Annotated in this window: 21 protein-coding genes, 1 tRNA gene and 1 pseudogene; 9 read left to right on the top strand and 14 right to left on the bottom strand. The window is 72.5% G+C overall.

Features of this window, described 5'->3' with window-relative positions; all coding sequences use genetic code 11:
• From AC2CHG_RS19565 to AC2CHG_RS19540, 6 genes are all read right to left on the bottom strand, one after another.
• Window positions 1–907: serine/threonine-protein kinase (locus AC2CHG_RS19565; RefSeq protein ID WP_484525303.1), on the bottom strand; the 907-nt coding region annotated here is incomplete at its 3' end.
• Between the two features lies 1 nt (window position 908).
• Window positions 909–2,417: a peptidoglycan D,D-transpeptidase FtsI family protein gene (locus AC2CHG_RS19560; protein WP_262012852.1), complete on the bottom strand. Its 1,509-nt coding sequence runs from the start codon at window positions 2,415–2,417 to the stop codon at window positions 909–911.
• Window positions 2,414–3,904: an FtsW/RodA/SpoVE family cell cycle protein gene (locus tag AC2CHG_RS19555; protein ID WP_402812993.1), complete on the bottom strand. Its 1,491-nt coding sequence runs from the start codon at window positions 3,902–3,904 to the stop codon at window positions 2,414–2,416. The genes AC2CHG_RS19560 and AC2CHG_RS19555 overlap by 4 nt, the downstream gene beginning before the upstream one ends.
• A 28-nt stretch (window positions 3,905–3,932) precedes the next feature.
• Entirely contained in the window at window positions 3,933–5,369 is a 1,437-nt protein-coding gene (locus AC2CHG_RS19550) for a PP2C family protein-serine/threonine phosphatase (protein ID WP_402812990.1), read from the bottom strand.
• The gene (locus AC2CHG_RS19545) at window positions 5,366–5,851 is read right to left on the bottom strand and encodes an FHA domain-containing protein FhaB/FipA (RefSeq protein ID WP_128138039.1); all 486 of its coding nucleotides are present in this window, start codon (window positions 5,849–5,851) and stop codon (window positions 5,366–5,368) included. Before AC2CHG_RS19545 ends, AC2CHG_RS19550 begins: the two co-directional genes overlap by 4 nt.
• Before the next feature lie 6 nt (window positions 5,852–5,857).
• Window positions 5,858–6,646: an FHA domain-containing protein gene (locus AC2CHG_RS19540; protein WP_026267912.1), complete on the bottom strand. Its 789-nt coding sequence runs from the start codon at window positions 6,644–6,646 to the stop codon at window positions 5,858–5,860.
• 209 nt (window positions 6,647–6,855) lie between these two features.
• Here AC2CHG_RS19540 and AC2CHG_RS19535 point away from each other — a divergent pair.
• The 4 genes from AC2CHG_RS19535 (at window position 6,856) to AC2CHG_RS19520 (ending at window position 9,618) form a co-directional block, all read left to right on the top strand.
• Window positions 6,856–6,941 (top strand) — tRNA-Leu (locus AC2CHG_RS19535).
• A gap of 71 nt (window positions 6,942–7,012) precedes the next feature.
• A complete protein-coding gene (locus tag AC2CHG_RS19530; protein WP_262012854.1) occupies window positions 7,013–8,122 on the top strand; it encodes an NAD-dependent epimerase/dehydratase family protein in 1,110 nt (369 codons plus the stop codon).
• On the top strand, window positions 8,119–8,925 hold the full coding sequence (locus tag AC2CHG_RS19525; RefSeq protein WP_484525302.1) for a WecB/TagA/CpsF family glycosyltransferase: 807 nt from the start codon (window positions 8,119–8,121) through the stop codon (window positions 8,923–8,925). Before AC2CHG_RS19530 ends, AC2CHG_RS19525 begins: the two co-directional genes overlap by 4 nt.
• A gap of 90 nt (window positions 8,926–9,015) precedes the next feature.
• Window positions 9,016–9,618 carry a hypothetical protein gene (locus AC2CHG_RS19520; protein WP_484525301.1) on the top strand — a complete coding sequence of 201 codons (603 nt, stop codon included), beginning with the start codon at window positions 9,016–9,018 and terminating at the stop codon, window positions 9,616–9,618.
• On the opposite strand, the gene AC2CHG_RS19515 is transcribed toward AC2CHG_RS19520, so the two are convergent.
• The 3 genes from AC2CHG_RS19515 to AC2CHG_RS19505 form a co-directional block, all read right to left on the bottom strand.
• Entirely contained in the window at window positions 9,586–9,984 is a 399-nt protein-coding gene (locus AC2CHG_RS19515) for a hypothetical protein (RefSeq protein ID WP_135242651.1), read from the bottom strand. The genes AC2CHG_RS19520 and AC2CHG_RS19515 overlap by 33 nt on opposite strands.
• A gap of 149 nt (window positions 9,985–10,133) precedes the next feature.
• Window positions 10,134–10,355, bottom strand: coding sequence for a DUF397 domain-containing protein (locus tag AC2CHG_RS19510; protein WP_013283299.1), 222 nt, complete (start codon window positions 10,353–10,355; stop codon window positions 10,134–10,136).
• A complete protein-coding gene (locus tag AC2CHG_RS19505; RefSeq protein ID WP_262012858.1) occupies window positions 10,325–11,206 on the bottom strand; it encodes a helix-turn-helix domain-containing protein in 882 nt (293 codons plus the stop codon). The genes AC2CHG_RS19510 and AC2CHG_RS19505 overlap by 31 nt, the downstream gene beginning before the upstream one ends.
• A 733-nt stretch (window positions 11,207–11,939) precedes the next feature.
• Between AC2CHG_RS19505 and AC2CHG_RS19500 the strand changes: the two genes are divergently transcribed.
• Entirely contained in the window at window positions 11,940–12,227 is a 288-nt protein-coding gene (locus AC2CHG_RS19500) for a hypothetical protein (RefSeq protein ID WP_018785581.1), read from the top strand.
• Window positions 12,228–12,325: 98 nt separating this feature from the next.
• Window positions 12,326–12,805 (top strand): hypothetical protein, encoded by a 480-nt coding sequence (locus AC2CHG_RS19495; RefSeq protein WP_484525304.1) that lies wholly within the window; start codon window positions 12,326–12,328, stop codon window positions 12,803–12,805.
• Window positions 12,806–12,865: 60 nt separating this feature from the next.
• On the opposite strand, the gene AC2CHG_RS19490 is transcribed toward AC2CHG_RS19495, so the two are convergent.
• Both AC2CHG_RS19490 and AC2CHG_RS19485 read right to left on the bottom strand, forming a co-directional pair.
• Window positions 12,866–13,777 (bottom strand): PASTA domain-containing protein, encoded by a 912-nt coding sequence (locus AC2CHG_RS19490; RefSeq protein ID WP_484525300.1) that lies wholly within the window; start codon window positions 13,775–13,777, stop codon window positions 12,866–12,868.
• 97 nt (window positions 13,778–13,874) lie between these two features.
• Window positions 13,875–14,546 carry a PASTA domain-containing protein gene (locus AC2CHG_RS19485; protein WP_366618836.1) on the bottom strand — a complete coding sequence of 224 codons (672 nt, stop codon included), beginning with the start codon at window positions 14,544–14,546 and terminating at the stop codon, window positions 13,875–13,877.
• A gap of 103 nt (window positions 14,547–14,649) precedes the next feature.
• Between AC2CHG_RS19485 and AC2CHG_RS19480 the strand changes: the two genes are divergently transcribed.
• Window positions 14,650–16,155, top strand: coding sequence for a hypothetical protein (locus tag AC2CHG_RS19480; RefSeq protein WP_484525299.1), 1,506 nt, complete (start codon window positions 14,650–14,652; stop codon window positions 16,153–16,155).
• 223 nt (window positions 16,156–16,378) lie between these two features.
• Window positions 16,379–17,244: pseudogene (locus tag AC2CHG_RS19475) on the top strand (IS5 family transposase).
• A gap of 15 nt (window positions 17,245–17,259) precedes the next feature.
• On the opposite strand, the gene AC2CHG_RS19470 reads toward AC2CHG_RS19475, so the two are convergent.
• Both AC2CHG_RS19470 and AC2CHG_RS19465 read right to left on the bottom strand, forming a co-directional pair.
• Entirely contained in the window at window positions 17,260–18,738 is a 1,479-nt protein-coding gene (locus tag AC2CHG_RS19470) for a glutamate-cysteine ligase family protein (protein ID WP_366618840.1), read from the bottom strand.
• Between the two features lie 254 nt (window positions 18,739–18,992).
• Entirely contained in the window at window positions 18,993–19,574 is a 582-nt protein-coding gene (locus tag AC2CHG_RS19465; protein WP_484525298.1) for a YceI family protein, read from the bottom strand.
• A 101-nt stretch (window positions 19,575–19,675) separates the two neighbouring features.
• Between AC2CHG_RS19465 and AC2CHG_RS19460 the strand changes: the two genes are divergently transcribed.
• Window positions 19,676–20,167 carry a MarR family winged helix-turn-helix transcriptional regulator gene (locus AC2CHG_RS19460; protein ID WP_194800242.1) on the top strand — a complete coding sequence of 164 codons (492 nt, stop codon included), beginning with the start codon at window positions 19,676–19,678 and terminating at the stop codon, window positions 20,165–20,167.
• Window positions 20,168–20,436: 269 nt separating this feature from the next.
• Here AC2CHG_RS19460 and AC2CHG_RS19455 read toward each other — a convergent pair.
• A partial coding sequence (locus AC2CHG_RS19455; RefSeq protein ID WP_484525297.1) for an ATP-binding protein occupies window positions 20,437–22,261 on the bottom strand: 1,825 nt, incomplete at its 5' end.

The raw sequence follows: 22,261 nt of genomic DNA, 5'->3' as shown, positions 1-22,261 counted from the left end.
GAACGGCGGTCGGCACCTGCGCCCGCGCGACCGGCGCGGCGGGCGAGGCGGGTACGCCGGAGATCGGGTGCCCGGCGCGGGCCGCCTGGGAGAGCGCGAGCTTGGCCTGCCGGGCGATGCTCGCCAGCGCGGCGGCGCTCGGCCAGCGGGCGGCCGGGTCCTTCGCCATGGCCCGCTCCACGATCGCCCGGACCTGCGGCGGGATGTCCGGCGGAAGCGCCCGCGGGGCGTCCCGCACGTGCTTCATGGCGATTTCGAGGGGGTTGTCCCCTTCGAACGGGCGGCGGCCGGCCAGGCACTGGTACGCGACCACGCCCAGCGCGTAGACGTCCGAGGCGGGCGTGGCGACAGCGCCGGTGGCCTGCTCCGGCGAGATGTACGAGGCGGTGCCGAGCACCGAGCCGGCGGCGGTGAGCTGGCCGACCAGGTCCGAGCGGGCGATGCCGAAGTCGGTGAGCACGAGCGTGCCGTTCGGCCGGACCAGCAGGTTGCCGGGCTTCACGTCGCGGTGCACGATGCCCTTCTCGTGCGCCGCGTGCAACGCGTCGGCGGCCTGCGCCAGCAGCGCCATCGTGCGGGCCGGGGTGAGCCGGCCGACGCGACTGAGCGTGGCGGAGAGCGCGTCGCCCTCGACGTACTCCATCACCAGGAACGCGATGTGCTGGTCGCTGCCGAAGTCGTAGACGTCGACCACGCCGGGGTGGTTGATGGTGGCCATGGTCCGGGCCTCGCCGCGGAACCGCTCGGCGAAGCCCGGTTCGTCCAGCAGCGCCGGGAGCAGGCTCTTCACCGCGACGGTACGGCCCAGCACCTGGTCGGTGCCGCGCCACACGTCGCCCATGCCACCGCTGGCGATCCGCTCGTCGAGGCGGTAGCGGTTGCCGAGCTTGACTCCCGGACCGAGCACGTCAGCGCCTCCCGGAGTCGGCGATCGCCGCCGCCATGATCCGGCCGGCGATACGGGCCGCCTCGGCGCTGCCGCCGCTGCCCGCCTGCTCCAGCTCGACGCAGACCGCGGAGAGCGGCGTGCCGTCCTTGTCCAGCGCGAAGCCGATGAACCAGCCGTGGTCCGGGGTGTTCGGGCCGGACTGGGCGGTACCGGTCTTGCCGCCGACCACGAAGCCGTCGATGGCGGCCCGGCGGCCGGTGCCCTCCTTGACCACGTTCTGCATCATGTCGCGCAGGTCGGCGGCGACCTGGCCGCTGATCGGGCGGCGCAGCTCGCGCGGCTGGGCGGCGTCGTAGACGGTGGTGCGGTCCGGCCCGAGCAGCTGCTTGACCAGGTAGGGACGCATCTGCTTGCCGTCCTTGTTGGCCACCGCGGCGGCGATCATCGCGCCCTGCAACGGGGTCATCCGCACGTTGTTCTGGCCGATCGACGACTGCGCCAGCGCGGCCTGGTCGGTGCTGCCGTCCGGGTTCTGCATGTCGCCGGTGCGGCTGGCCGCCACCGGCAGGCCGCCCTCACCGAGCTGGCCGACGGTGAGGTCCTCCTGCTCGAAGCCGAACTGCTTCGCCTTCTCCTTGACCTTGTCCGCGCCCAGGCGTACGCCGAGCTGGGCGAAGCCGGTGTTGCAGGACTCGGTCACCGCCTCCCGCAGCGTGACCTGCGACTCGGGGCAGATCGACGGCGCGGCGTTGCGGATCGGCTGGCCCGCACCGGGCGCGGTGTAGCTGGAACCGGCCGGGATGCGGGTCTGCTGCCCGACGCCGTTCTCCAGTGCCGCCGCCGCCATGATGATCTTGAAGGTGGAGCCCGGCGGCAGCGTCTCGGACAGCGCCCGGTTCGCCAGCGGCCGGTCCTTGTCCTTCTCCAGCGTGTTGTACGCCCGGTCCGCCTCGGTGCTGTCGTGGCTGGCCAGCGGGTTCGGGTCGAAGCTCGGCATGGACACGAGCGCCTGCACCGCGCCGGTACGCGGGTCGATCGCGATGGCCGCGCCCTTCGTCGCGCCGACCTGGTTGTCGTTCAACTGCTTGAACGCCGTCTGCTGGGCCCCCTTGGAGAGCGTCAGCAGCACGTTGCCGCCACCGGTCTCGTCACCGGTGAACATGTCCTTGATCCGGCTGGCGATGAGCGCGTCGCTGGTGCCGGCCAGGAAGTCGTTCTCCACCCGCTCGATGCCGCTCGCGCTGCCGTTGACCGGCTTCCAGCCGAGCACGTGCGCGTACATCGCCCCACCCGGGTAGGTGCGCTGGTACTTCAGCTCACCACCGGTCTCCTTGCTGACCGCGTACGCGGTGCCGCCGACCTCGATGTTGCCGCGCTTGCGGTCGTACTCGGCGACCTGGACCCGGCCGTTGTAGTCGCTGTTGCGGTACTCGTCGGCCTTGTAGGCCTGGATCCAGTTCAGGTTCGCGAACAGCAGCCCGAACAGGACGATCACGACAACGCCGACGCGGCGCAGGGGGGCGTTCACGGCCGGATCACCTCCGTCGGGGCGCCGTGCAACTGCTCGGGCGGACCACCGGCCGGCCGGGCGGCCGGGCCACCGCCGCCGGTCACCGGGCGGCGGGCGCCGTCGGACACCCGCAGCAGCAGGGCGATCAGCAACCAGTTCGCCATCAGCGACGAGCCACCGGCGGACAGGAACGGGGTGGTCTGACCGGTCAGCGGGATGAGCTTGCTGATGCCGCCGACGATGACGAAGACCTGCAGGCCCAGCGTGAACGCCAGACCACCGGCGAGCAGCTTGCCGAACGAGTCCCGTACCGCCAGCGCGGCACGCAGGCCCCGCTCCACGATCAGCAGGTAGATCACCAGCAGCGCGGAGAGACCGAACAGGCCGATCTCCTCACCGATGCCGGCGAAGATGAAGTCGGTCTGCACCTCGGGCAGCAACGCCGGCTGACCGCCGCCCGGCCCGGCCCCGAACAGGCCGCCGGTGCCGAGCGTGAGCAGACCCTGCACCAGTTGGTAACCCCTGTCGTACGGCTCGGCGAACGGGTCCAGCCAGATCTGCGCCCGGTCGTAGAAGTTCGCGAACGGACCGCCCACGGTGCTGCCCAGCACGTACGCCAGGTAGGCGCCGCCGAAGAACAGGATCAGACCGATGAGCAGCCAGCTCACCCGCTCGGTGGCGATGTAGAGCGTCACCACGAACATGCCGAAGTAGAGCAGCGAGGTGCCCAGGTCCTTCTCGAAGATCAGGACCAGGAGGCTGACCAGCCACACCACGAGCACCGGGCCGAGGTCACGCCCGCGCGGGAAGTCGATGCCCAGCACGCGCCGGCTCGCGAGCGAGAGCACCTCGCGCTTGCGCACCAGGTAGTAGGCGAAGAACGTGAGCAGGGCCAGCTTGGCGAACTCACCGGGCTGGATGGAGAACCCGCCGAACTTGATCCACAGCTTGGCGCCGTTGATCTCGGAGAACCGGCTGGGCAGCACCGCCGGGATCATCACCAGCACGATGCCGGCCAGGCCCAGCGTGTACGCGTACCGGGACAGCGAACGGTGATCGCGCAGGATCGCCAGCAGAGCGGCGGCGAGCACCACCGCGGCGAGCGTCCAGGCGAGCTGCCGGCCGCCGGTACCGGCGAAGACCGCCAGGTCCTCCCGCTCGGCGGGCGTGGCCTTGGCCAGGTCGTATCGCCGCAGGAAGCCGACCCCGATGCCGTTGAGCAGCGCCACCGCGGGCAGCAGCGCCGGATCGGCGAACGGCGCCAGCCAGCGGATCACCAGGTGCAGGCCGAGGAAGACCAGCCCCAGCGCGGCGGCCGGGATCCAGAAGTCGGACGTGATCGTGTCCAGCGCCTTCGCCTCGACCATCGCCGCGTACGCCGCCACGAGCACCATGGCGAGCAGGAGCAGGGACAGCTCGGCGTTACGCCGGGACCGGGCCAGGCGTACGCCGGACTGCTCGCCCGTCGAAGCGGGCGAGGCGGCCGGTACGGCGGCTGCGGTCACGGATACGTCCTCGGGATCGAGCCGGCACTCACTCCGGCGACCGGCAACCCGCCGGGTCGGCCGGCGGAACGGTGTCGGAGGGTACGGCGTCGGGCGTGATGGTCGTCAGCGGCGTCGGCGCGCCGGGGCTCGGTGAGCCGGCCGGCGGAACGGACGGTGCGGGACTGCCGCTGGCCTGCGGGTTCAGCCCGCCCGCTGCCGGGCTCGGGCTGGTCGCACCGGGCGACGGGTCGGGCGGGCAGAGCGGCTTGAGGTTCGGGTTCGCCGGGTCGTCGCTGGTCAGCTCCGCCAGCCGGCGCTCCGCGTCCGGCTCGTTGCGGGCCTGGATGCCCTGCTTCACCCGCTCCTGGGCGGCGAGGGTGAGGTCGTCGAGCCGGGACTCGCTGCGCTCGTGCACGTTCGACAGGTCCAGTCCGGCGACCTGGCCGGGCACCCCGCGGAAGACGGCCAGCTGACCGTCGTCGGTGGCGCCGACGTAGAACTGCCGCTGGGTGTACGTCCACCCGCCGAACGCGCCACCGCCGACGATCACCGCGAGCGCCAGCACCATGGCGACGGTACGCAGCGGCCGGCGACGGCGCCGCTCCGGCTCGTCGTCGCGGTTGTCCGCCGGCTCCTCCGGCGCGGGCGGCCGGGGGGCGGACAGCGCCGAGGCGCGGGCCGCCGGGGTGGAGTCGTCGGCCGAGGTCGCCATGCCCCGGTCGCGGGCGGCGGCGCCGCCGACGATCGGGGACGCCTCGACGATGTCCTGGTCGGTGGCGTCGGCGATGATCACCGTGATGTTGTCCGGGCCGCCGCCGCGCAGCGCGAGCTGCACCAGGCGTTCCACGCACCGCTGCGGGTCGGGGTACTCCCGCATGGTGTCCGCGATGGTCTCCGCGCTGACCACGCCGGAGAGCCCGTCGGAGCAGATCAGGTAGCGGTCGCCGGGCAGCACCTGGCGGACGCTGTACTCCGGGTCGATGTCGCGGCCGTCGAGCGCCCGGGTGAGCAGCGAGCGCTGGGGGTGGCTGCTCGCCTCCTCCGCGCTGATCCGGCCCTCGTCGACGAGCATCTGGACGTACGTGTCGTCCTTGGTGATCTGCGCGAACTCACCGTTGCGCAGGAGATAGGCCCGGGAGTCACCGATGTGGACCATGCCGAGCTTGCTGCCGGAGAAGAGGGTCGCGGTGAGCGTCGTGCCCATCCCCTCCAGCTGCGGGTTGGCGTCCACGGTGTCGCGGAGCTGCTGGTTGGCGGTGCCCACGGCGGAGCGGAGCGCGTCGACCAGGGCGTCACCGGGGACGTCCTCGTCGAGCGGCGCCATGGCACCGATGACGATGTTGCTGGCGACGTCACCGGCGGCCATGCCGCCCATGCCGTCGGCCACGGCGAGCAGCCGCGGTCCGGCGTAGACGGAATCCTGGTTGCCGTCTCGGATCAGACCGCGGTCGCTGTGGGCCGCGTAGCGCAGGGTCAGAGTCATGGCCGTAATTCGAGGGAAGTGCGGCCGATCCGGATCGGCACGCCGAGGGGGACGGGGGTTGGTCCGGTGACCTTAGCGCGATCGAGATAGGTGCCGTTAGTCGATCCGAGGTCCTCGACGTACCACTGCCCGTCGCGGGGCACCAGCCGGGCGTGTCGCGCCGAGGCGTAGTCGTCGGTGATCACCAGGGTCGAGTCCTCCGCCCGGCCGATGGTGATCTGGGCCTCTCCGAGCGTGATCCGGGTGCCGGCGAGCTGACCGGCGGTGACCACCAACTGGTGGGCGGCCCGGCCGCGCTTGGCCTTCGCCGGCTTCCCCGGCTGCCCGGTCGACGCGCCGATCCCCCGCGGCGCGGCCACCAGCTTGCCCGACCGGGCACCGGCGAAGAGGTCCCGGCGGATCACGCCGACCACCGTGAACACGAAGATCCACAGCAGGATGAGGAACCCGAACCGGGCGACGGTGATGACCAGTTCCGGCAACGCGGGTCAGCCGTCCACGCGGAAGGTCAGCGTCGTGGTGCCGAGCTGGATCATGTCGCCGGGGTTGAGGGCGACCGCCGAGACCCGCTGGCCGTTGACCATCGTGCCGTTGGTGGAGCCCAGGTCGGTCAGCACCACCTGGCCGCCGTCGAAGTCCAGCCGGGCGTGGCGCCGGGAGATGCCGACGTCGGGCAGGCGCAGGTTGGCCTGGTCGCCGCGGCCGATCACGGTCGAGCCCATCTGGAGCGGGTAGGTGCGGCCGTCGCCGGAGACCAGGCGGACGTTGCGGCCACCGCCGTGACCGGGCGGAGGGCCGTAGCCGCCACCCTGGTCGTACGCTGGGTACGCCGGGCCGGCGTCGTAGCCGCCGGGCGCGGAGACCGGGGCGACGTCGCCGCCGGTGTAGACCTCGGCGGTGACCCGGAACATGCCGGTGTCCAGGCCCTCACCGCGTTCGACCTCGACGATCACGTCGCCGTAGACCGTCCACGCCTGCTCGCCGATGAACTCGGCCTGCGACTGGGCCAGCTCCTGGGCCAGCGCGGCAGCGTACGGCGCCAGCCGACTGTGGTCGTAGGGCGAGAGATCGATCACGTAGCGGTTGGGCACAAGGGTGCGCCCACCGGCCAGGATCGCCTTGTGCGCCTCGGCCTCCCGCTGCATGGCGTTGAGGATCTCCACGGGGTGGACCACCCCTTTGAAGACCTTGGCGAAGGCCCCCTCGACCAGGCCTTCCAGACGCTTCTCGAAGCGTTGCAGCACGCTCACCGGCTCCTCCTCGGGTCCCGAGGCAATGATGGTATCCGGACACCGCCTCCGCAGCTCACACGCCGCTCGGCCGGCTGCCGTCGGCCCGTTCGTGACCAGGCCCGCGAGCGTGCTAAAGTTTCGCCCGCCACGAGCGGTGATCGTTCGTGGCGTGGCCAGTGGACAGCGTAATATGTCCCGGCACCCGCCGCAGATGGCGGGCGCGGGATGCGATATGGTGTTCCGGGTCGTGCCACGGGGATGTGGCGGAATGGCAGACGCGCACGGTTCAGGTCCGTGTGTCCGAAAGGACGTGGGGGTTCAACTCCCCCCATCCCCACCAGAACAAGGGCTCCGCACACAGCGGGGCCCTTGCTTCGTATCGGGGCGTTCCGGACGTCACGCTATGCTCCGATGGTTTCCCTGCCTCCCACGGACCAGGAGTGGCGTGTGACTGTCGCGTTGGTGACCGGTTCCGGCGGTCTGATCGGCTCCGAGGCGGCCCGGCACTTCGCCGGACTCGGTCTCGACGTGGTCGGCATCGACAACGACATGCGGCGGTACTTCTTCGGTGAGGACGGCTCGACCGCCTGGAGCCTCGACCGGCTCGCCGCCGACCTCGGCTCCGCGTACACCCACCACGCCGTCGACATCCGCGACCGGGACGGGCTGGAGCAGGTCTTCAAGCGGTACGGCAGGGACATCGCCGTGGTGATCCACAGCGCCGCCCAGCCGAGCCACGACTGGGCCGCCAAGGAGCCGTTCACCGACTTCGACGTGAACGCCGGCGGCACGCTCAACGTGCTGGAGAACACCCGGCGGCACGCGATCGACGCGCCGTTCATCCACTGCTCCACCAACAAGGTGTACGGCGACCGGCCGAACTCGCTCCCGCTGATCGAGCTGGAGACCCGCTACGAGCTGCCCGAGGACCACCGCTGGTACGACGGCATCACCGAGGACATGTCGATCGACGAGTCGCTGCACTCGATCTTCGGCGCCTCGAAGGTCGCCTCCGACGTGATGGTCCAGGAGTACGGCCGCTACTTCGACATGAAGACCGCCTGCTTCCGGGGCGGCACGCTGACCGGCCCGGCGCACTCCGCCGCCGAACTGCACGGCTTCCTGGCGTACCTGATGCGCTGCGTGATGGAGGGCCGGACGTACAACCTCTTCGGCTACAAGGGGAAGATGGTCCGGGACGCGATCCACTCGCACGACGTGCTGACCGCGTTCGAGGCGTTCTTCCGTGAGCCGCGCTCGGCTCAGGTCTACAACCTCGGCGGCGGGCGGCACTCCAACACCTCGCACATCGAGGCGTTCCGGGTCGCCCAGGAGATCACCGGCCGCGAGGCCCGGATCAACTACGTCGAGCAGGCCCGCACCGGCGACCACCAGTGGTACGTCAGCAGCATGGCCCGCTTCGAGGAGCACTACCCGTCCTGGAAGATCACGTACGACGTGCCGATGATCCTGCGCGAGATCTACGAGGCCAACGTCGACAAGTGGGTGCCGAAGGCATGAGCGCCGGGACCAAGCGCAACGTGCTCGGCGTCGGGGTCGACGCCACCGACTACGCCCGGGCCACCGAGGCCGTGGTGGCGGCCGCGCACGAACGCCGCCCGCTGGCGCTGACCGCGCTCGCCGTGCACGGCGTGATGACCGGCGTGCTCGACCCGGCGCACAACGCCCGGCTCAACTCGTTCGACGTGGTCACCCCGGACGGGCAGCCGGTGCGCTGGGCCCTCAACCTGCTGCACGGCGCCGGGCTCACCGACCGCGTCTACGGCCCGGAGCTGACGCTGCGGGTGCTCGCCCGGTTCGCCGAGGAAGGGCTGCCGGTCTACCTCTACGGCTCCACCGAGGAGACGCTGTCCCGGCTCATCCCGGCGCTGGAGAGCAAGTTCCCCGCGCTGAAGATCGCCGGGGTCGAGCCGTCCAAGTTCCGTGCCGCCACCCCGGGCGAGGACGCCGAGATCGCCGACCGGATCCGGGCCAGTGGCGCCCGCCTCGTCCTGGTCGGGCTCGGCTGCCCGCGCCAGGAGGTCTTCGCGTACGCCATGCGCCCGCTGCTGGACATGCCGCTGATGGCTGTCGGCGCGGCCTTCGACTACCACGCCGGCCTGCTGCGCAACCCGCCACCGTGGATGCAGCGCGCCGGGCTGGAGTGGTTCTGGCGGCTCGGCCTGGAACCCAAGCGTCTGTGGCGCCGGTACGTCATCCTCAACCCGGCCTACCTGGCCCGGCTCGCCGCCCAGAAGACCGGCCTGTGGAAGGCCACCCCGCCGGCGCCGGCCACCGGGCGTCCCGCCACGTTCGACGTCTGAGCCGCCCCCACCCCTACGGGCCCGGGTACGGGGCGAACCGGGGTGCCGTCCCGGATTCGCCGAACGTCGAAACGGGCAAGGCTAGGGGGCATGGATGACCGTCTCGCCGTACTGCTTCCCGTCGCCGCCGTCTGGCTCGCCGCCGGACTGGTCGCGGAGGGCCTGCCCGGGCTCGACCGCGCCCGCGCGCTGCGCCGGCGTACCGGATGGTTGTCCGCCCTGGTGCTGGCCGGCCTCGCGCTCACCGCGGCGGTCCTCGCCGCGGGCCTGCAGAGCGCCGGCGACACCACTGTGGACCGGGCCGCCGCCGCACTCGGCCTCGCGGCCGTACCGGCAGCGGTGGTGGCGGTCTGCACGGTACGGCGGGTCCGGCGGCTGCGGTCCGGCGCGGGCGCGTTCGCGGCGGCACCGGGCACCCCCGCCCCGCACGGTCTGCGCGCGGCGGCGGCGCACCCGCTGATCGCGCTGCCGCTCCAGGCGACGGCGATCGCGGCGCTGGTGGCGGTGCTGCCGGCGGCCGGAGTCGACCTGTTCGCCGCGCCGGGCGTCGCCGGCCCGGCGATCACCGTCGGGGTGCTCGGTGTGTGCGCGATCGGAGTACGCCACGCGCTGCGGCACAACCGGCTCGCCGAGCGGGCGACGCCGGCCGCCGAGGCGGTGTCAGCGCGACCGGCTCGCGCCCTGCACGTATAGCAGTTCCAGGATCGCGCGGGTCGCCTCGAACCAGCGGTCCAGCCAGCCGGGCGGAGGCACGCTGCCCTTCGGAGGCAGCTCCATCAGCAGACCGCGCAGCAGCGGGTGGTCCACCAGGGACTCCTGCTGCTCGACCGGCCAGCCGCTCGGCGGGAAGGACGGCTCGGTCAGCGGGTTGGGGTCCAGCGACGGCAGGGACAGCGGCGCCGCGGCCTGCTCGGGGACGCCACCCTCGCGGGTGTCGTCGCCGTCACCGGAGACCACCTCGGTGAGGACGGTGTCCCGGCGGGCACCCCGGTACTTGCCACCGAACCGCTCGGGCTTGCCCGGGCCGCTGGTGAGGTTCTCTGAACCGATCGTCGTCATCCGTCTCGCCTGCCTTGTTCGGTTGCCGATCTGTGCGGTTCAACGAGGCGGATCCGAACTGGCGACGGGTGGCCGCCGCCGCGCGGGCACCCGGACGCGAATGGTCCCGCCCGGCGGCGCTGCCGGGCGGGACCACATCTCGGTGCCGGTCAGCTCCGGCCGAACACGCCGTTCCGGGCGCGGGCGACGAAGGCGTGCCAGTCACCCGGAGCGAAGACCAGGGCCGGGCCGGTCTTGTCCTTCGAGTCCCGCACTCCGACCGCCCCGGTCACGTACGCGACCTCGACGCAGTTGTCGCAGTTCGGCCCGCTCTTCGAGCTCTTGAACCACGTCGCCTGCGTCAGGTCCACGGGGAACTCCTTGGTCGCCATTTCCACAGTGGCTCCTCTGCCAGTTTCGCGATGTGTGCGACGGACTCCTCCGGGCGCATGGCCGCTGCTCGAATGTGATCGAAGATGAAGCTGTACTTCTGCAGTTCGTCACTCTTCTCCAGGAAGAGTCCACCCGTGGCGTTCTCCGCGTACACGACATCGGGATCACTCGGCTCGGGGAAGCTGAGGATCGTGAAGGTCCCGTCCATGCCGGCGTGCGCTCCCACCTCGAAGGGCAGGACCTGCACTGTCACGTTCGGCAGTTCGGCCACCTCCACCAACCGTTTGAGCTGACCACGCATCACCGCGTCGCCGCCAACCGGCCGGCTCAGCACCGCCTCATCGAGCACCACCCACAGATCGACCGGATCGTCCTGCGTCAACAACGACTGACGGCCCAGACGGACACGCACCCGCGTGTCGACCTGTTCGTCGGTGAAGTCCGGCCGGGCCGCCCGGATCATCGCGCTCGCGTACTCCTCGGTCTCCAGCAGGCCCGGCACCACCTGCTGCTCGTACGCGCGGATGGAGCTGGCCGCCGCCTCCAGGCCGACGTACGCGCCGACGAGCACCGTGCTGTACGGATGCCACCAGCCCTTCTGCCGGGCCTCCCGGGCGATCTGCACCAGCTCGTCGCTCTCCGCGCCGACGACGCCGTAGATGCGGAGCATGTCGCGGACGTCGCGCGGGGTCGCCGTGGTGTGGCCGGTCTCGATCCGGGAGATCTTCGACGCGGAGCACTCCAGCTGCTCGGCGACGACTTCGATGGTGATGCCCGCCGCCTCCCGCTGCCGGCGGAGTTCCGCACCCAGCCGGCGCCGCCGGATGGTGGGGCTGCGCCTTTCCGTCACGGAGTCTCCTCGGCTCGCGACTGCGGGGCTCGCAGGACCGGCTCACTCCTCGCGCTCACGGCATCCCCTCAGTTCGCGACTGCGGGGCTCGCAGGACCGGCTCACTCCTCGCGCTCACGGTGCCGTCCATCGGATTGCGGGACCACGCTTCACAGTCACCCGGCTACCTCCGGTCGGTCGCGCCCCGGTGCGGCTCCCACCGCGGGCGCGACCGGCGAGCGGCGGGTGTCGTTCGCGGCAGGGGTGGTGCCGGTCGTCGACCGGCCGCGACGGGCGAAACCGGCGTCCAGTGTGCCGCTCCGATACCTGACGCTTCAAGTTTCGCCGTTTGCGTGTCCGACTCACCTATCGGCAAAACTCGACGTGCAACTTGCATGTCGCACGCCCCTGATGCAGTCTGTCCGTATGGCACGGGTTACTCACCGTCTTCGCTTGATCTCCGGGCGTGGTGACACCACGGTCCGTGGGACGGCCGGAGGGGAGCCGTCCCGCGCCGTGCGACCTGCCCCGGAATGAAGACCCCGTCGCTGCACGCCAGCTTGGCTGCGGCGGCGGGAGCGGTAACCGGGAGCAGCCGGGTGATGGTCGGGTGGCGGTCCGCCACCGCGGGTACGGCCCGACCAGCACCGACCCACCGACCGCCGGTCCACGAGGCAGACCCCCCGTCACCGGACCGCACCAGACCCCCGTTCAGCCTCGCCGGTCCCGCCGGCCGACCTTCCCAGGAGCCCATGTGCTTCCCCGCTCCGGTGACGTACTGCACGTGACGCGCGCGGCGAGTGTCCAGTTCCTCCGACCGATCATGTTCCGGGTGATCCGGGTGCTCGACTGGCCGACCTACGACGGTTGGCTCTGGCTCGACGGCTACGAGTTGAACGCGGCGGGGGACGCGGTCAACCGGAGGTCGATCTTCGTACTCCAGGAGGGGTTGCGGCAGCTCCAGGCCGCGCCGGCTCCGCGTCAGCACACCGTGCGGACGGCCCGCCGCCCGGTGGTCCGGACCCCGGTCCGGGTCGGCTGACCTGACGATTCCCGGCCGGGAGGGCGTGCCGTCGCCATAGAATCGGTACGCCCACCCCGGCACGTTCCACCCCGCGCGCCATGGACCCTGAACCTGGGATGGTCATGGTCAACTTGCCCGCCGCGCGCCGGCACCACCGGTCCCGTATCGGCTATGCCCTCGGGCTCTTCCTCTTCCTCGTCACCGCGACCGCCCTCGCGCTCGCGGTCCGTCATCCCGCCTTCTCCGCCACCCAGCAGCTCGCCGAGCCCGTACCGGCTCCGGAGATCACGGTGGCCGGCGAGGACGGCCGGACGGACTCCGACGCGGCCACGACCGATACGGCCGATTCCGATGCGGCCCACTCGGATGCCGCCGACTCCGATGCGATCGACGACGAGGACGGCGAGGCCGCCGACCCGCAGGAGGGGGACGACGACCGGGCCTCGGGTACCGGGGGCGGGGAGGGTGCGCTCGCCGAACGGCCCACCGGCGCGACCGACGACCTCAGCCGGTCGCTGTTCTACTCCGGGCTGCTCGGGCTCGCCATCTCACTGGCCGGGCTGGGTCTGGTCGGCACCCGCAGACGCCAGTGGTGAGTCAGGCGTGGCGGTGGCGGGCCAGAGCCTCGCGGTGATCGTCAAGGCGTCTCGTGATCGTCAGGGCGTCGTGGTCGTCGCCGGGGCGGAGCCCGGGGTGCTCGGGCCGCTCGTCGGTGGCGCGGGTACCGCCACCACGATCGTGACCCGGTCGTCCTCGCCCACCGGGTAACCGGCCTCGGGATCGGTGGAGATCACCGTACCGGCCGGGCGGTCCGACGCCCGTCGCTGCACCCGGTAGTCCAGGTCGAGCCGGTCGAGCGCCGCCCGGGCCGCGGCCTCCGGCAGCCCCACCAGCGGCGGCATCGGCACCTCGACCGGGGCGGTCGTGGCCGGCGGCGTACTCGGCGGTGAACTGCTCGGCGCGGCACTGGTCGGGGCGGCGCTCGTCTGCGCCGAGATGCTCGGTACCGGCGGGCCCGGATCGGAGTTCCGGTCGGCGGCACGCAACGCCAGCCACACCCCCACCCCGATCAACCCGAGCAGGAGCAGCGCCAGGACGCCCAGCAGGATCGGCATCCACCAGCGGCGCCCGGCCTGCTCGTCGCCGTAGTACTCGCCGCCGGGCTCGGGGTAGCCGGCCGGACGCGGTGGAGGTACGCCGGCACGCCCGGACCAGGCACCCACCGGTTCCTGCGGGGCGGTCGCGTCGAGCGGACGGCGCGGCCCACCCGGCCCTTCCGGGCCTGCCTGTCCTGCCGGGCCGCCGGGCAACGGACGGGTGGCGTCGCCCGCGTTCCGCGGCATCGCGCGGGTCGCCTCCACGTCTTCCTCGCCCGGGTTCCTCGGCATCGCCCGGGTCGCGTCCGCGTCCGCACCGGCCGCGTTGCGGGGCAGCGCCCGGGTCGCGTCGGCGTCCTCCCCGGCGGCGTTCCTCGGCATCGCCTGCGTGGCGTCCGCGTCCGGCTCGGGGGGCAGCGCCCGGGTGGCGTCCGCGTCACCGGCGGGTGGTTCCTGACGGTCGTCGCTCATGGCACGTCCTTTCCCCACCGGGACGGGGCGCACGGCCCTCGATCGTCCACCGTAGCGGGCCACGGCGACACCGGCCGGGATCAGCGCGCCGCGCCGGTCAGAGAGTCGGCGACGGGGAGACCGTCGGCGGCGTGGACGCCCGGTCGCCGCAGGTGAGGGTCACCTGGTCGTTCCACCGGGCGGTACTGCCGGCCACCGGCACCTGTGCCGTGACCGGACCCTGGCGGCCGGTGGCGTACCGGGGATAGAGGCCCGCCTCCACCAGATCGTCTGCCGCGTCGGAGCAGGACAGCGTGCCCACGTCCGGCACGCTCACGGCCGGCGCCGGCCCGGAGACCCACACGGTGACAGTGGTACCGCGCTTCACCGGAGTGCCGGGGCCCGGTGAGGCGCGCTCCACGGTGCGTCCGCTGCCCGTACCGAAGACCAGCCGCCAACCGAGGCGGCGCTCGCGCAGGTCCCGGCGGGCCTGCTCGAAGTCGACGCCCACCACCTCGGGCACGGTGAGCCCGGCCGGGGCGCTGGTGCGCGTACCGGATGGTGGGGCGGCGGTGGTCGGCGGTGCCGTGGTCGCGGAGGCCGATGTGGACGCGGCGGCGGGCGGAGCGGAGTCGCCGGGCGCGGCCGAACGCTCCGGCTCACCGGCAAGGATCCACCCGACGCTGGCGCCGATCACGGCCAGCAGGACCACTGCCACACCACCACCGAGGAGCAGCCTGCCCCGCCCCGGCCCGGTGCCGTCGCCCGCCGGTTGCCGCTCGTCCGTCATGCTCCCCGCCCCGATCATCGACGACCGTATCCGTTGCTCACAGACGGTCACGGCCAGTCGTTACGACTCGCCGCGCCGACCACGGGACGTTACGCTCCCCGGCATGGTCAGACGGGGCTGGGGAGGATCGACAGCCGCCGCGCTCGGCGTCGCCGCCGGCGCGGGCGCCGCGCAGCTCGGTTTCGGGTACGGGCTGGGCATCATCAACTGGGTGCCGGACGGCGCGGTACGGGCCGAGGCGGCCTGGGTGGCGAGCCTCGCCTGGGCGACCTGGATCGCGGCGACATCGGTCATCGTCGGTGCGGTCTGCGCCCAGCGCCTGCGTGGTGGCGCCGACGAGTCGCCGGGCACGCTGCCCCGGCTCGGCCTGGCGCTCGCCGCGGGTGTCGGCGCTATCGTCACCGTCCTGCTGGTGGCGGTACCCGCGCGGGCGGCCCGGGTGCCGGACGTCTCCTCGCCGCAGGCCGTCGCCGCCGCGTACGCGGGCGCGGGGCTGGTGCTCGGCGTACTGCTCGCCGTCTGGGCGCTGCACACCCGTGCCGCCGCCACCAACCTGATCGCCACCACCGGCTGGCTCTGGCTGCTCGCTGTGGTGTCGGTGGTCGACGGGGTGATCGCCGGCCGTGGCCTGACCACCGCCCAGCTCGGCATCTGGCAGATCAGCGCGGACCGTGGCGCGTTCTGGATCCGCGACTACTTCTACTGGCCCGGTGCGCTGCTGTCGGTGCTCTCCGCACTGGTGATCGGCCTGGTGGCGGCCCGTCGAGCCGCCCGCGCACCGGAGATCCGGGTCGGCGCGGCAGCCTCCGGCGCGGCCGGACCGCTGCTCGTCGCGCTGGCGTACCTGCTCGCCGTGCCGCGCCTGGCCGGGATCGCCGCGGAGCAGTTGTCGGCCCACCTGATCGCCCCGTACGCGGTCATCGCCGGCGTCGGCGGCTCGATGGTGATGGCCGCGCTGGCCCAGCGTGCCGAGCGCCGGAGCGCCGAGCGGGTGACACTGCCCCGGCAGCGCACCGGCGAGCCGGATGAGATCAGCGGGGATGCCTCGCCCGCCACCGCGGAGCCGGACGGGCCGGACGGGCCGTTGCCCGGCAGCTCGACGTCGGGCCGATCAGGCGCGGCGCCATCGAAGCGCGCGGGCACGTCGACGGCGAGCGTGTCGGACTCGGCCTTGTCGGACGCGTCGGCGTCGGGCCGGTCCACGTCGGGTCGATCCGCGTCGGCCCGGTCGGCCGCGGATCGGTCGGCGTCGGATCTCGCCGGCCGGGCCACCGGACTGGACGCGGAGCCGAACGTGTCGGCCGGTTCGCTCCGGGATGCGGCAGTGGACGACGAGCCGGGCGTGGCGTCCGGCCGGACGGAGACGGATCGGGGACGTGCCACCCGGTCCACCACCGGCCGCCGGGGTAGGGCCGTGCCGCCGCAGCGGCAACCCGAGTCACCCGCGCAGGCCGGCCCGCGCGACAAGGGTTCAACCACCGACGAGCCGAACCCGCGAAGCGCGACGGACGACTCCTCGTCCCCGACCGCCTCGCCGGGCCAGACCGGTTCGACGGACCAGGCCGACCCGCCGCCGCCCACCGAGACCACCCGCCGCCGGGGTCGCTGAGGCCCCACCCGCCCGGCCCGCACGTCACCTCGGCCGCTGAGCCACCCGCACGCCCGCATCGATCTTGGAGTTGTGGCACCTCAGAAAACTCCCATTCGGAAGATTCGAGGCGCCGCAACTCCAAGATCGACGAGGCGCGGATCGCAGGGGCGCCGGGGCGGCAGGGGGACTAGGGCGTGTCCTGTCGATCATGTAGTGGTTGATCGTTGACGATGTGCCGGTGGTGCGTCGTGGTGAGTTGACCGATGAGGCGTGGGCGGTGATCGCGCCGCTGCTACCGGAACCTGGTGGGGCGCGGGGGCGGTGGCGGGATCACCGTCAGGTCATCAACGGGATCCTGTGGAAGCTGCGTACGGGTGCGCCGTGGCGTGACCTGCCGGAGCGCTTCGGGCCGTGGAAGACCTGCCACGAACGGCTACGCCGCTGGACGGCCGATGGAACCTGGGATCGGATACTGGCCGCGGCGCAGGTGCATGACGACGGCACGCCGGTGCAGTGGACGATCAGCATCGACTCGTCGATCGTGCGGGCGCATCAGCATGCCGCTGGCGCCCGCAAAAAGGGGGCTCCCCGGCAAGTGCGGCGACGCCTGGTGCGCAAGATGGCGAGGCCATCGGCCGGTCCCGCGGCGGGTTGAGCACGAAGATCCACCTCGCGGTCGACGGACGCGGACGGCCGCTGTCGATCCTGCTCACCCCCGGCCAAGCCGGCGACAACCCGCAGCTGTTGGCGCTGCTGGACGCGATCCGCGTCAACGAGCCCGGGCCGGGGCGGCCCCGCAAGCGACCGGAGGTGCTGATCGCGGACAAGGGCTATGCACATGACTCGACCCGGCGAGCCCTGCGACAACGCGGGATCCGGCACGTCATCCCGGAACGCAGCGACCAGGTCGCTCGCCGGGCCGCCAAGGGCAGCCACGGCGGGCGACCACCGGCCTTCGACAAGGCGATCTACAAGAACCGCAACGTCGTGGAACGCTGCTTCAACCGGCTCAAGCAGTGACGTGACCTGGCAACGCGATACGCCAAACGCGCATCCCTCTACCGAGCCGGCCTCGTCCTGATCGCTGCCGTCATCTGGCTCCCATGATCGACAGGACACGCCCTAGTCGACCGGCCAGGTGTGGACGGGCTCGTTGCCGCGCTGGAGTTCGGCGTACCGCTGGACCATGTGGTGCAGCGCGGCCTCCCGGTCCAGCCCTCGGTTCCGCTCGGCCGTCCACACCGTCTCGGTCTGCCAGACCGCGCCGTTGCGGCCGGTACGGCAGCGGCCCTCGATCACGCCGAGCAGGCGGTCCCGTTCGGCCGGGGCGACGCCGAACCGGTCCAGCCCCTGCTCGGCCACCGGCAGCAGCGTGTCGAGCACGAGCGTGGTCACCGGCACGTCGCCGAGCCGGGGCCAGTGCAGGACCGCCTCGATGCCGCGCCGGGCGGCGGCGTGGAAGTTCTCCTCCGCCGAGCTGAACGTCAGCTGGCTCCAGATCGGACGGTCCGACTCGGCGAGGCCGCGGGCCAGCCCGAAGTAGAACGCCGCGTTTGCGAGCATGTCCACCACCGTCGGGCCGGCGGGCAGCACGCGGTTCTCCACCCGCAGGTGCGGGCGGTCGTTCATGATGTCGTAGACCGGCCGGTTCCAGCGGTAGACGGTGCCGTTGTGCAGCCGCAGCTCACCGAGTTTGGGCACACCACCGGCGTGCAGCACCTCGACCGGGTCCTCCTCCTCGCAGATGGGCAGCAGCGGGGGGAAGTAGCGGACGTTCTCCTCGAACAGGTCGAAGATCGAGGTGATCCAGCGCTCGCCGAACCACACGCGGGGGCGTACGCCCTGGGCCTTCAGCTCGTCCGGGCGGGTGTCGGTGGCCTGCTGGAACAGCGCGATCCGGGTCTCCGCCCAGAGCTGCCGGCCGTAGAGGAACGGCGAGTTGGCGCCGACGGCGACCTGCACACCGGCGATGGCCTGGGAGGCGTTCCAGTAGTCGGCGAAGCTGTCCGGCGCGACCTGGAGGTGGAACTGGAGGCTGGTGCAGGCGGCCTCCGGCGCGATCGAGTCGGTGTGCGTACGCAGCCGCTCGACGCCGTTGATGTCCAGCTCGATGTCCTCGCCGCGGGCGCCGACGATCTGGTCGTTGAGGACGCGGTACCGCTCGTTGGTGGAGAGGTTGTCGGCGACCAGGTGGCGTTCGGTGAGCGTGGGCAGGATGCCGACCATCATGATCGTCGCGTCGGACTTGGCGGCCCGCTCGTCGGCGCGGCTGAGGCTGCTGCGCAGGTCCTGCTCGTAGTCGGCGAAGCCGCTGCCCTCGATGAGCCGGGGCGAGGCGTTCAGTTCGAGGTTGAACTGCCCCAGCTCGGTCTGGAACAGCGGGTCGGCGATGTCGGCGAGGATCTGGTCGTTGCGCATGGCCGGTTCGGCGGCGGCGTCGATCAGGTTCAGCTCGATCTCCAGCCCGGTCATCGGGCGGTCGGCGTCGAAGCCGAAGTCGTCGAGCATCAGCGCGAACACGTCCAGGCACCGTCGGACCTTCTGCCGGTAGCGGACCCGATCCTCGCGGGAGAAGGCGCCCTGCTCGACGTCTGTGCCCATGTGTCCTCCCGGCGCTGGTGCGACGGAACCGTACCGTTCCGCAACGCATTGTGAACCATTCGCGTGGTGGGCGTAAGTGCGCCCGCCCCGCCGCCCGGCTGGACGGGCGGCAGGTCTGCACCTGTACCCCGTCGCGGCCGTCACCAGCGCGTCGGTACGGAGAACTTCGCGTGACGATTCGCACCGCCGGGGCGTACGCGAGAAGGGCCCGCACCGTCGGCGGACGGTGCGGACCCTTCGGGCCGGTGCCGGGCTCAGCCCTGGCGGATGGCCTCGCCCTCGATCTCGATCTTGACCTTGCGGCCGACCAGGACGCCGCCGGTCTCCAGCGCCACGTTCCAGGTCAGACCGAAGTCCTCCCGGTCGATCTCGGTGGAGGCGGAGAAGCCGAAGATGTCCTGGCCGAACGGGCTGCGGCCGACGCCCTCGAACTCCACCTCGAGCTCGACCTGACGGGTCACGCCCTTGATGGTCAGCTCGCCGACGAGCACGAACTCGTTGCCGTCGCGGGACTTCACCTCGGTGCTGCGGAACTCCAGCGTCGGGAACTGCTCCGCGTCGAGGAACTCGGGGCTGCGCAGGTGCGCGTCGCGGTCCGCCTGGGCGGTGTTGATGCTGGCCGCCTGGATGCTGGCGGTGACCGTGGACTGCATCGGGTCGTCGGTGACGGTGATGGTGGCGGTGGCGTCGGCGAACTCACCGCGTACCTTGCTGACCATCATGTGCCGCGCGACGAAGCCGACACGCTTGTGCGCGGCGTCCAGCACGTAGGTGCCGGGAGCGGGGATGGTGAGACCCTCCCAGTCGCGGGTAGTCGGCTCGGTGCTGCTGGTCATGATGCTCTCCTCCGGAGAAGAATGTTTAGGAGCCCAACGACTGACTGAGCAACTATAGTCACAGCAATATTCCCCGTGTCAAGTGTTGCTAGGATGGTGGCGTGGACCAGAACGTGTTCGACGACCCCCGGATCACTGCCGTCGGCCTGCTCGTCGAGGCGCACGCCGGGCTCGCCGCCCGGTTCGCCGCTCAGTTCGAGGAGCACGGCCTCTCCCCGGTCGAGTTCGAGGTGCTGACCCGACTCGCCCGCTCACCCAACAACCAGCTGCGGATGACCGACCTGGCCGCGCAGACCTCGCTCTCCACCAGCGGCGTGACCCGCGTGGTGGACCGGATGGAACGGGACGGGCTGATCTGCCGGCGCGCCTGCCCGTCCGACCGGCGCAGCTCCTTCGCGGTGGTCACCACTGCCGGACTCGGCCGCCTGGACGACGTCCTGCCCGGTCACCTGAAGATCATCGAGCAGTGGTTCACCAGCCAGCTCGACCCGGCACAGCTCGACGGGCTGCTGGACGGGCTGCGCCGGGTACGCGACGCGGTTCATCCGGGTGCCACCGCCGGCAGCACCGAACCGGCCGAGGACGCCGCCTGACCGGCCGTGCTCTGCCGTCGGCTACCCATCGGTCACCGGCAGAATGACCGGCAGAACCGCCCCAACGGCCGGACAAAGCGGTCCATATATTCATGAATCGGTCGTCCGACCTCGGTAGTCTTCCGGCAGCGGGGGGCACCGGGGGGTGCTGGCGCGAGCGTGGAGCGAGGGGCAGCACCAGGGGGCTACTTCGCTCGCGCCACCCCCGCGCCCTCCGCCTTCCCTGTGCCCGGCCGACAGGCTTGCGACCGCCGCGGCGTCGACGACGTTCATCGCCGCCGTCGGGCCGAAAGGGAGAACAGCAACTCCTCCTCCTGCGGCAGCAGGCTGACGCCTGTCACCCACCGCGCCGCGTCCAGCCGGCCCAGCACGGCCGGGTCGGCGGTGCTGACCGCCAGCCCCACCAGCGCCTCCACCAGATCCCGCCGGTCGGCGACACCCTCCGCCGCGTCGGCGGCCGCGGCGAACCACTCCGCCGCCACCTCCCGGTCTCCCCGGTGCAGCGCCACGTGCCCCTCGATCAACCCGCGCAACGCGTCCTCGGTGCGCACGTCCCCACCCGAGCCGGGAAGGTCGAGCATCTCCACAGCCGGTGGCCGGCGCCGGCCCGGCACCGCACCCGACGGCCACAGCTCGGCCACTGTGGCCAGCGCCTCGTCCGTGCGCCCGGCGTGGGCGAGCGCCAGCCCGACCGCGCCGATCGTCCGGCGCCGCCGTCCCGGATCGCCCAGCTCCGCGAGCGCGGCCGCCACCCGGCGCCCCTGCTCGGCCGCCTCGGCGTACCGGCCCTCAAGGCGGGTCAGCTCGGCCTGATCGGCCCGCGCCAGCACACGCAGACGCTGGTCACCGCACTGCGCCGCCAGGCGGTCGACGGTGGCCAGCCGCCGCCGGGCGCCGGCCAGCCGAGCTTCGCGTACGTCGTGCCAGGTCAGGTGCGCCTGGGCGACGGCCATCTCGCGTACCCGGTGGTGCCGGGTGGCCGCCGCGAGCGCGGCCTCGGCCTGCTCGCGGGCCTCGTCGTGCGCGCCGAGCCCGGGCAGGAGCGCGCAGAGCACGGACCGGGCGGACAGTTCGCCCGTCACGTCGCCTGCCTCGGTGAAGACGACCAGGGCGGCCCGCACGCCCGGAAGTTCCTCCGCGCCCGCGCCGTGCTCGGCGGCGAGCCGGGCCGCGCCGAGCATGGCCCAGGCGCGCAGCGTGGGCCGGGCACCGGCGGTACGCGGATCGGCCAGCAGTTCCCGCAGCCGGCGCCGGCCGGAGGCGTCCCGCCCGCGCAGCCGCCACCAGCGGGGCAGGGAGGCGGCGAGCAGGAGCGCCGTCTCGGGCGCGTGCTCGGCGGCGTACGCCAGCGCGGCGGTGATGTCGCTCGTCGCCTCGTCGAGCACGCGCACCGCGCCGGACATCCGCGGACCCACCAGCCCCGGCGCGGTGCGGTGGACCAGCCCGGCGACCACCGCGGCGTGCCGCATCCGGATACGGGCGGCCTCGCCGTCGGCGTCGGCCTGCTCCGCGGCGAAGTCACGGACCGCGTCGAGCAGGCGGAACCGGAACGGGCCGGTGCCCCGGACACTCAGCAGGCCCAGTTCGCGCAGCCGGTCCAGCATCGGCGCGGCGTCCCACCGCCGGCCGCCGTCGGCGAGCAGATCCTCGGCCAGCTCGACCGACCAGCGGTTACGGAACGCTGACAGCCGCCGCAGCGCCGCCCGGTCGGCGGGCGCGAGCAGGCGATAGCTGGTCGCCACCGCGTCGCGCAGCGTCACCGTACCGGCGGACGGGCCGGCGGGTTCCCAGCCGGGGCGTCCGCCGGTCAGGTCCAGGACACGGTCGCCGTAGCGGTCGAGCAGTTCGGTGACGTCGAGGATGCGTCCCCGTGCCGCCATCAGCTCGATGGCGAGCGGCAGTCCGCCGAGCCGGCGCACGAGCGCGGCGAGCGCCGGCAACTCGACCGGCGTCGGCGGTTCCGGGCGGACCTGGGCGAGCCGCGCGGCGAACAGCGCCGCCGCCGGCCAGCGGTCCAGGTCGGCCCGGTCGGCGGGTACGACGCCGGCGGGCGGTACGTCGAGCGGCGCGACCGGCCGGACCAGTTCGCCGGGC

Source organism: Micromonospora sp. ATLC20 (assembly GCF_057196585.1).
Note: the sequence above shows the minus strand (reverse complement) of the source record. Positions and strands in the feature narration are given on the sequence as shown.

Excerpts from the sequence above, each read along its gene's own strand:
- AC2CHG_RS19550 (WP_402812990.1), bottom strand. The coding sequence starts at position 5,369 with ATGACTCTGACCCTGCGCTACGCGGCCCACAGCGACCGCGGTCTGATC.
- AC2CHG_RS19530 (WP_262012854.1), top strand. The coding sequence starts at position 7,013 with ATGGTTTCCCTGCCTCCCACGGACCAGGAGTGGCGTGTGACTGTCGCG.
- AC2CHG_RS19525 (WP_484525302.1), top strand. The coding sequence starts at position 8,119 with ATGAGCGCCGGGACCAAGCGCAACGTGCTCGGCGTCGGGGTCGACGCC.
- AC2CHG_RS19520 (WP_484525301.1), top strand. The coding sequence starts at position 9,016 with ATGGATGACCGTCTCGCCGTACTGCTTCCCGTCGCCGCCGTCTGGCTC.
- AC2CHG_RS19515 (WP_135242651.1), bottom strand. The coding sequence starts at position 9,984 with ATGACGACGATCGGTTCAGAGAACCTCACCAGCGGCCCGGGCAAGCCC.
- AC2CHG_RS19510 (WP_013283299.1), bottom strand. The coding sequence starts at position 10,355 with ATGGCGACCAAGGAGTTCCCCGTGGACCTGACGCAGGCGACGTGGTTC.
- AC2CHG_RS19495 (WP_484525304.1), top strand. The coding sequence starts at position 12,326 with ATGGTCATGGTCAACTTGCCCGCCGCGCGCCGGCACCACCGGTCCCGT.
- AC2CHG_RS19490 (WP_484525300.1), bottom strand. The coding sequence starts at position 13,777 with ATGAGCGACGACCGTCAGGAACCACCCGCCGGTGACGCGGACGCCACC.
- AC2CHG_RS19485 (WP_366618836.1), bottom strand. The coding sequence starts at position 14,546 with ATGACGGACGAGCGGCAACCGGCGGGCGACGGCACCGGGCCGGGGCGG.
- AC2CHG_RS19480 (WP_484525299.1), top strand. The coding sequence starts at position 14,650 with ATGGTCAGACGGGGCTGGGGAGGATCGACAGCCGCCGCGCTCGGCGTC.
- AC2CHG_RS19470 (WP_366618840.1), bottom strand. The coding sequence starts at position 18,738 with ATGGGCACAGACGTCGAGCAGGGCGCCTTCTCCCGCGAGGATCGGGTC.
- AC2CHG_RS19465 (WP_484525298.1), bottom strand. The coding sequence starts at position 19,574 with ATGACCAGCAGCACCGAGCCGACTACCCGCGACTGGGAGGGTCTCACC.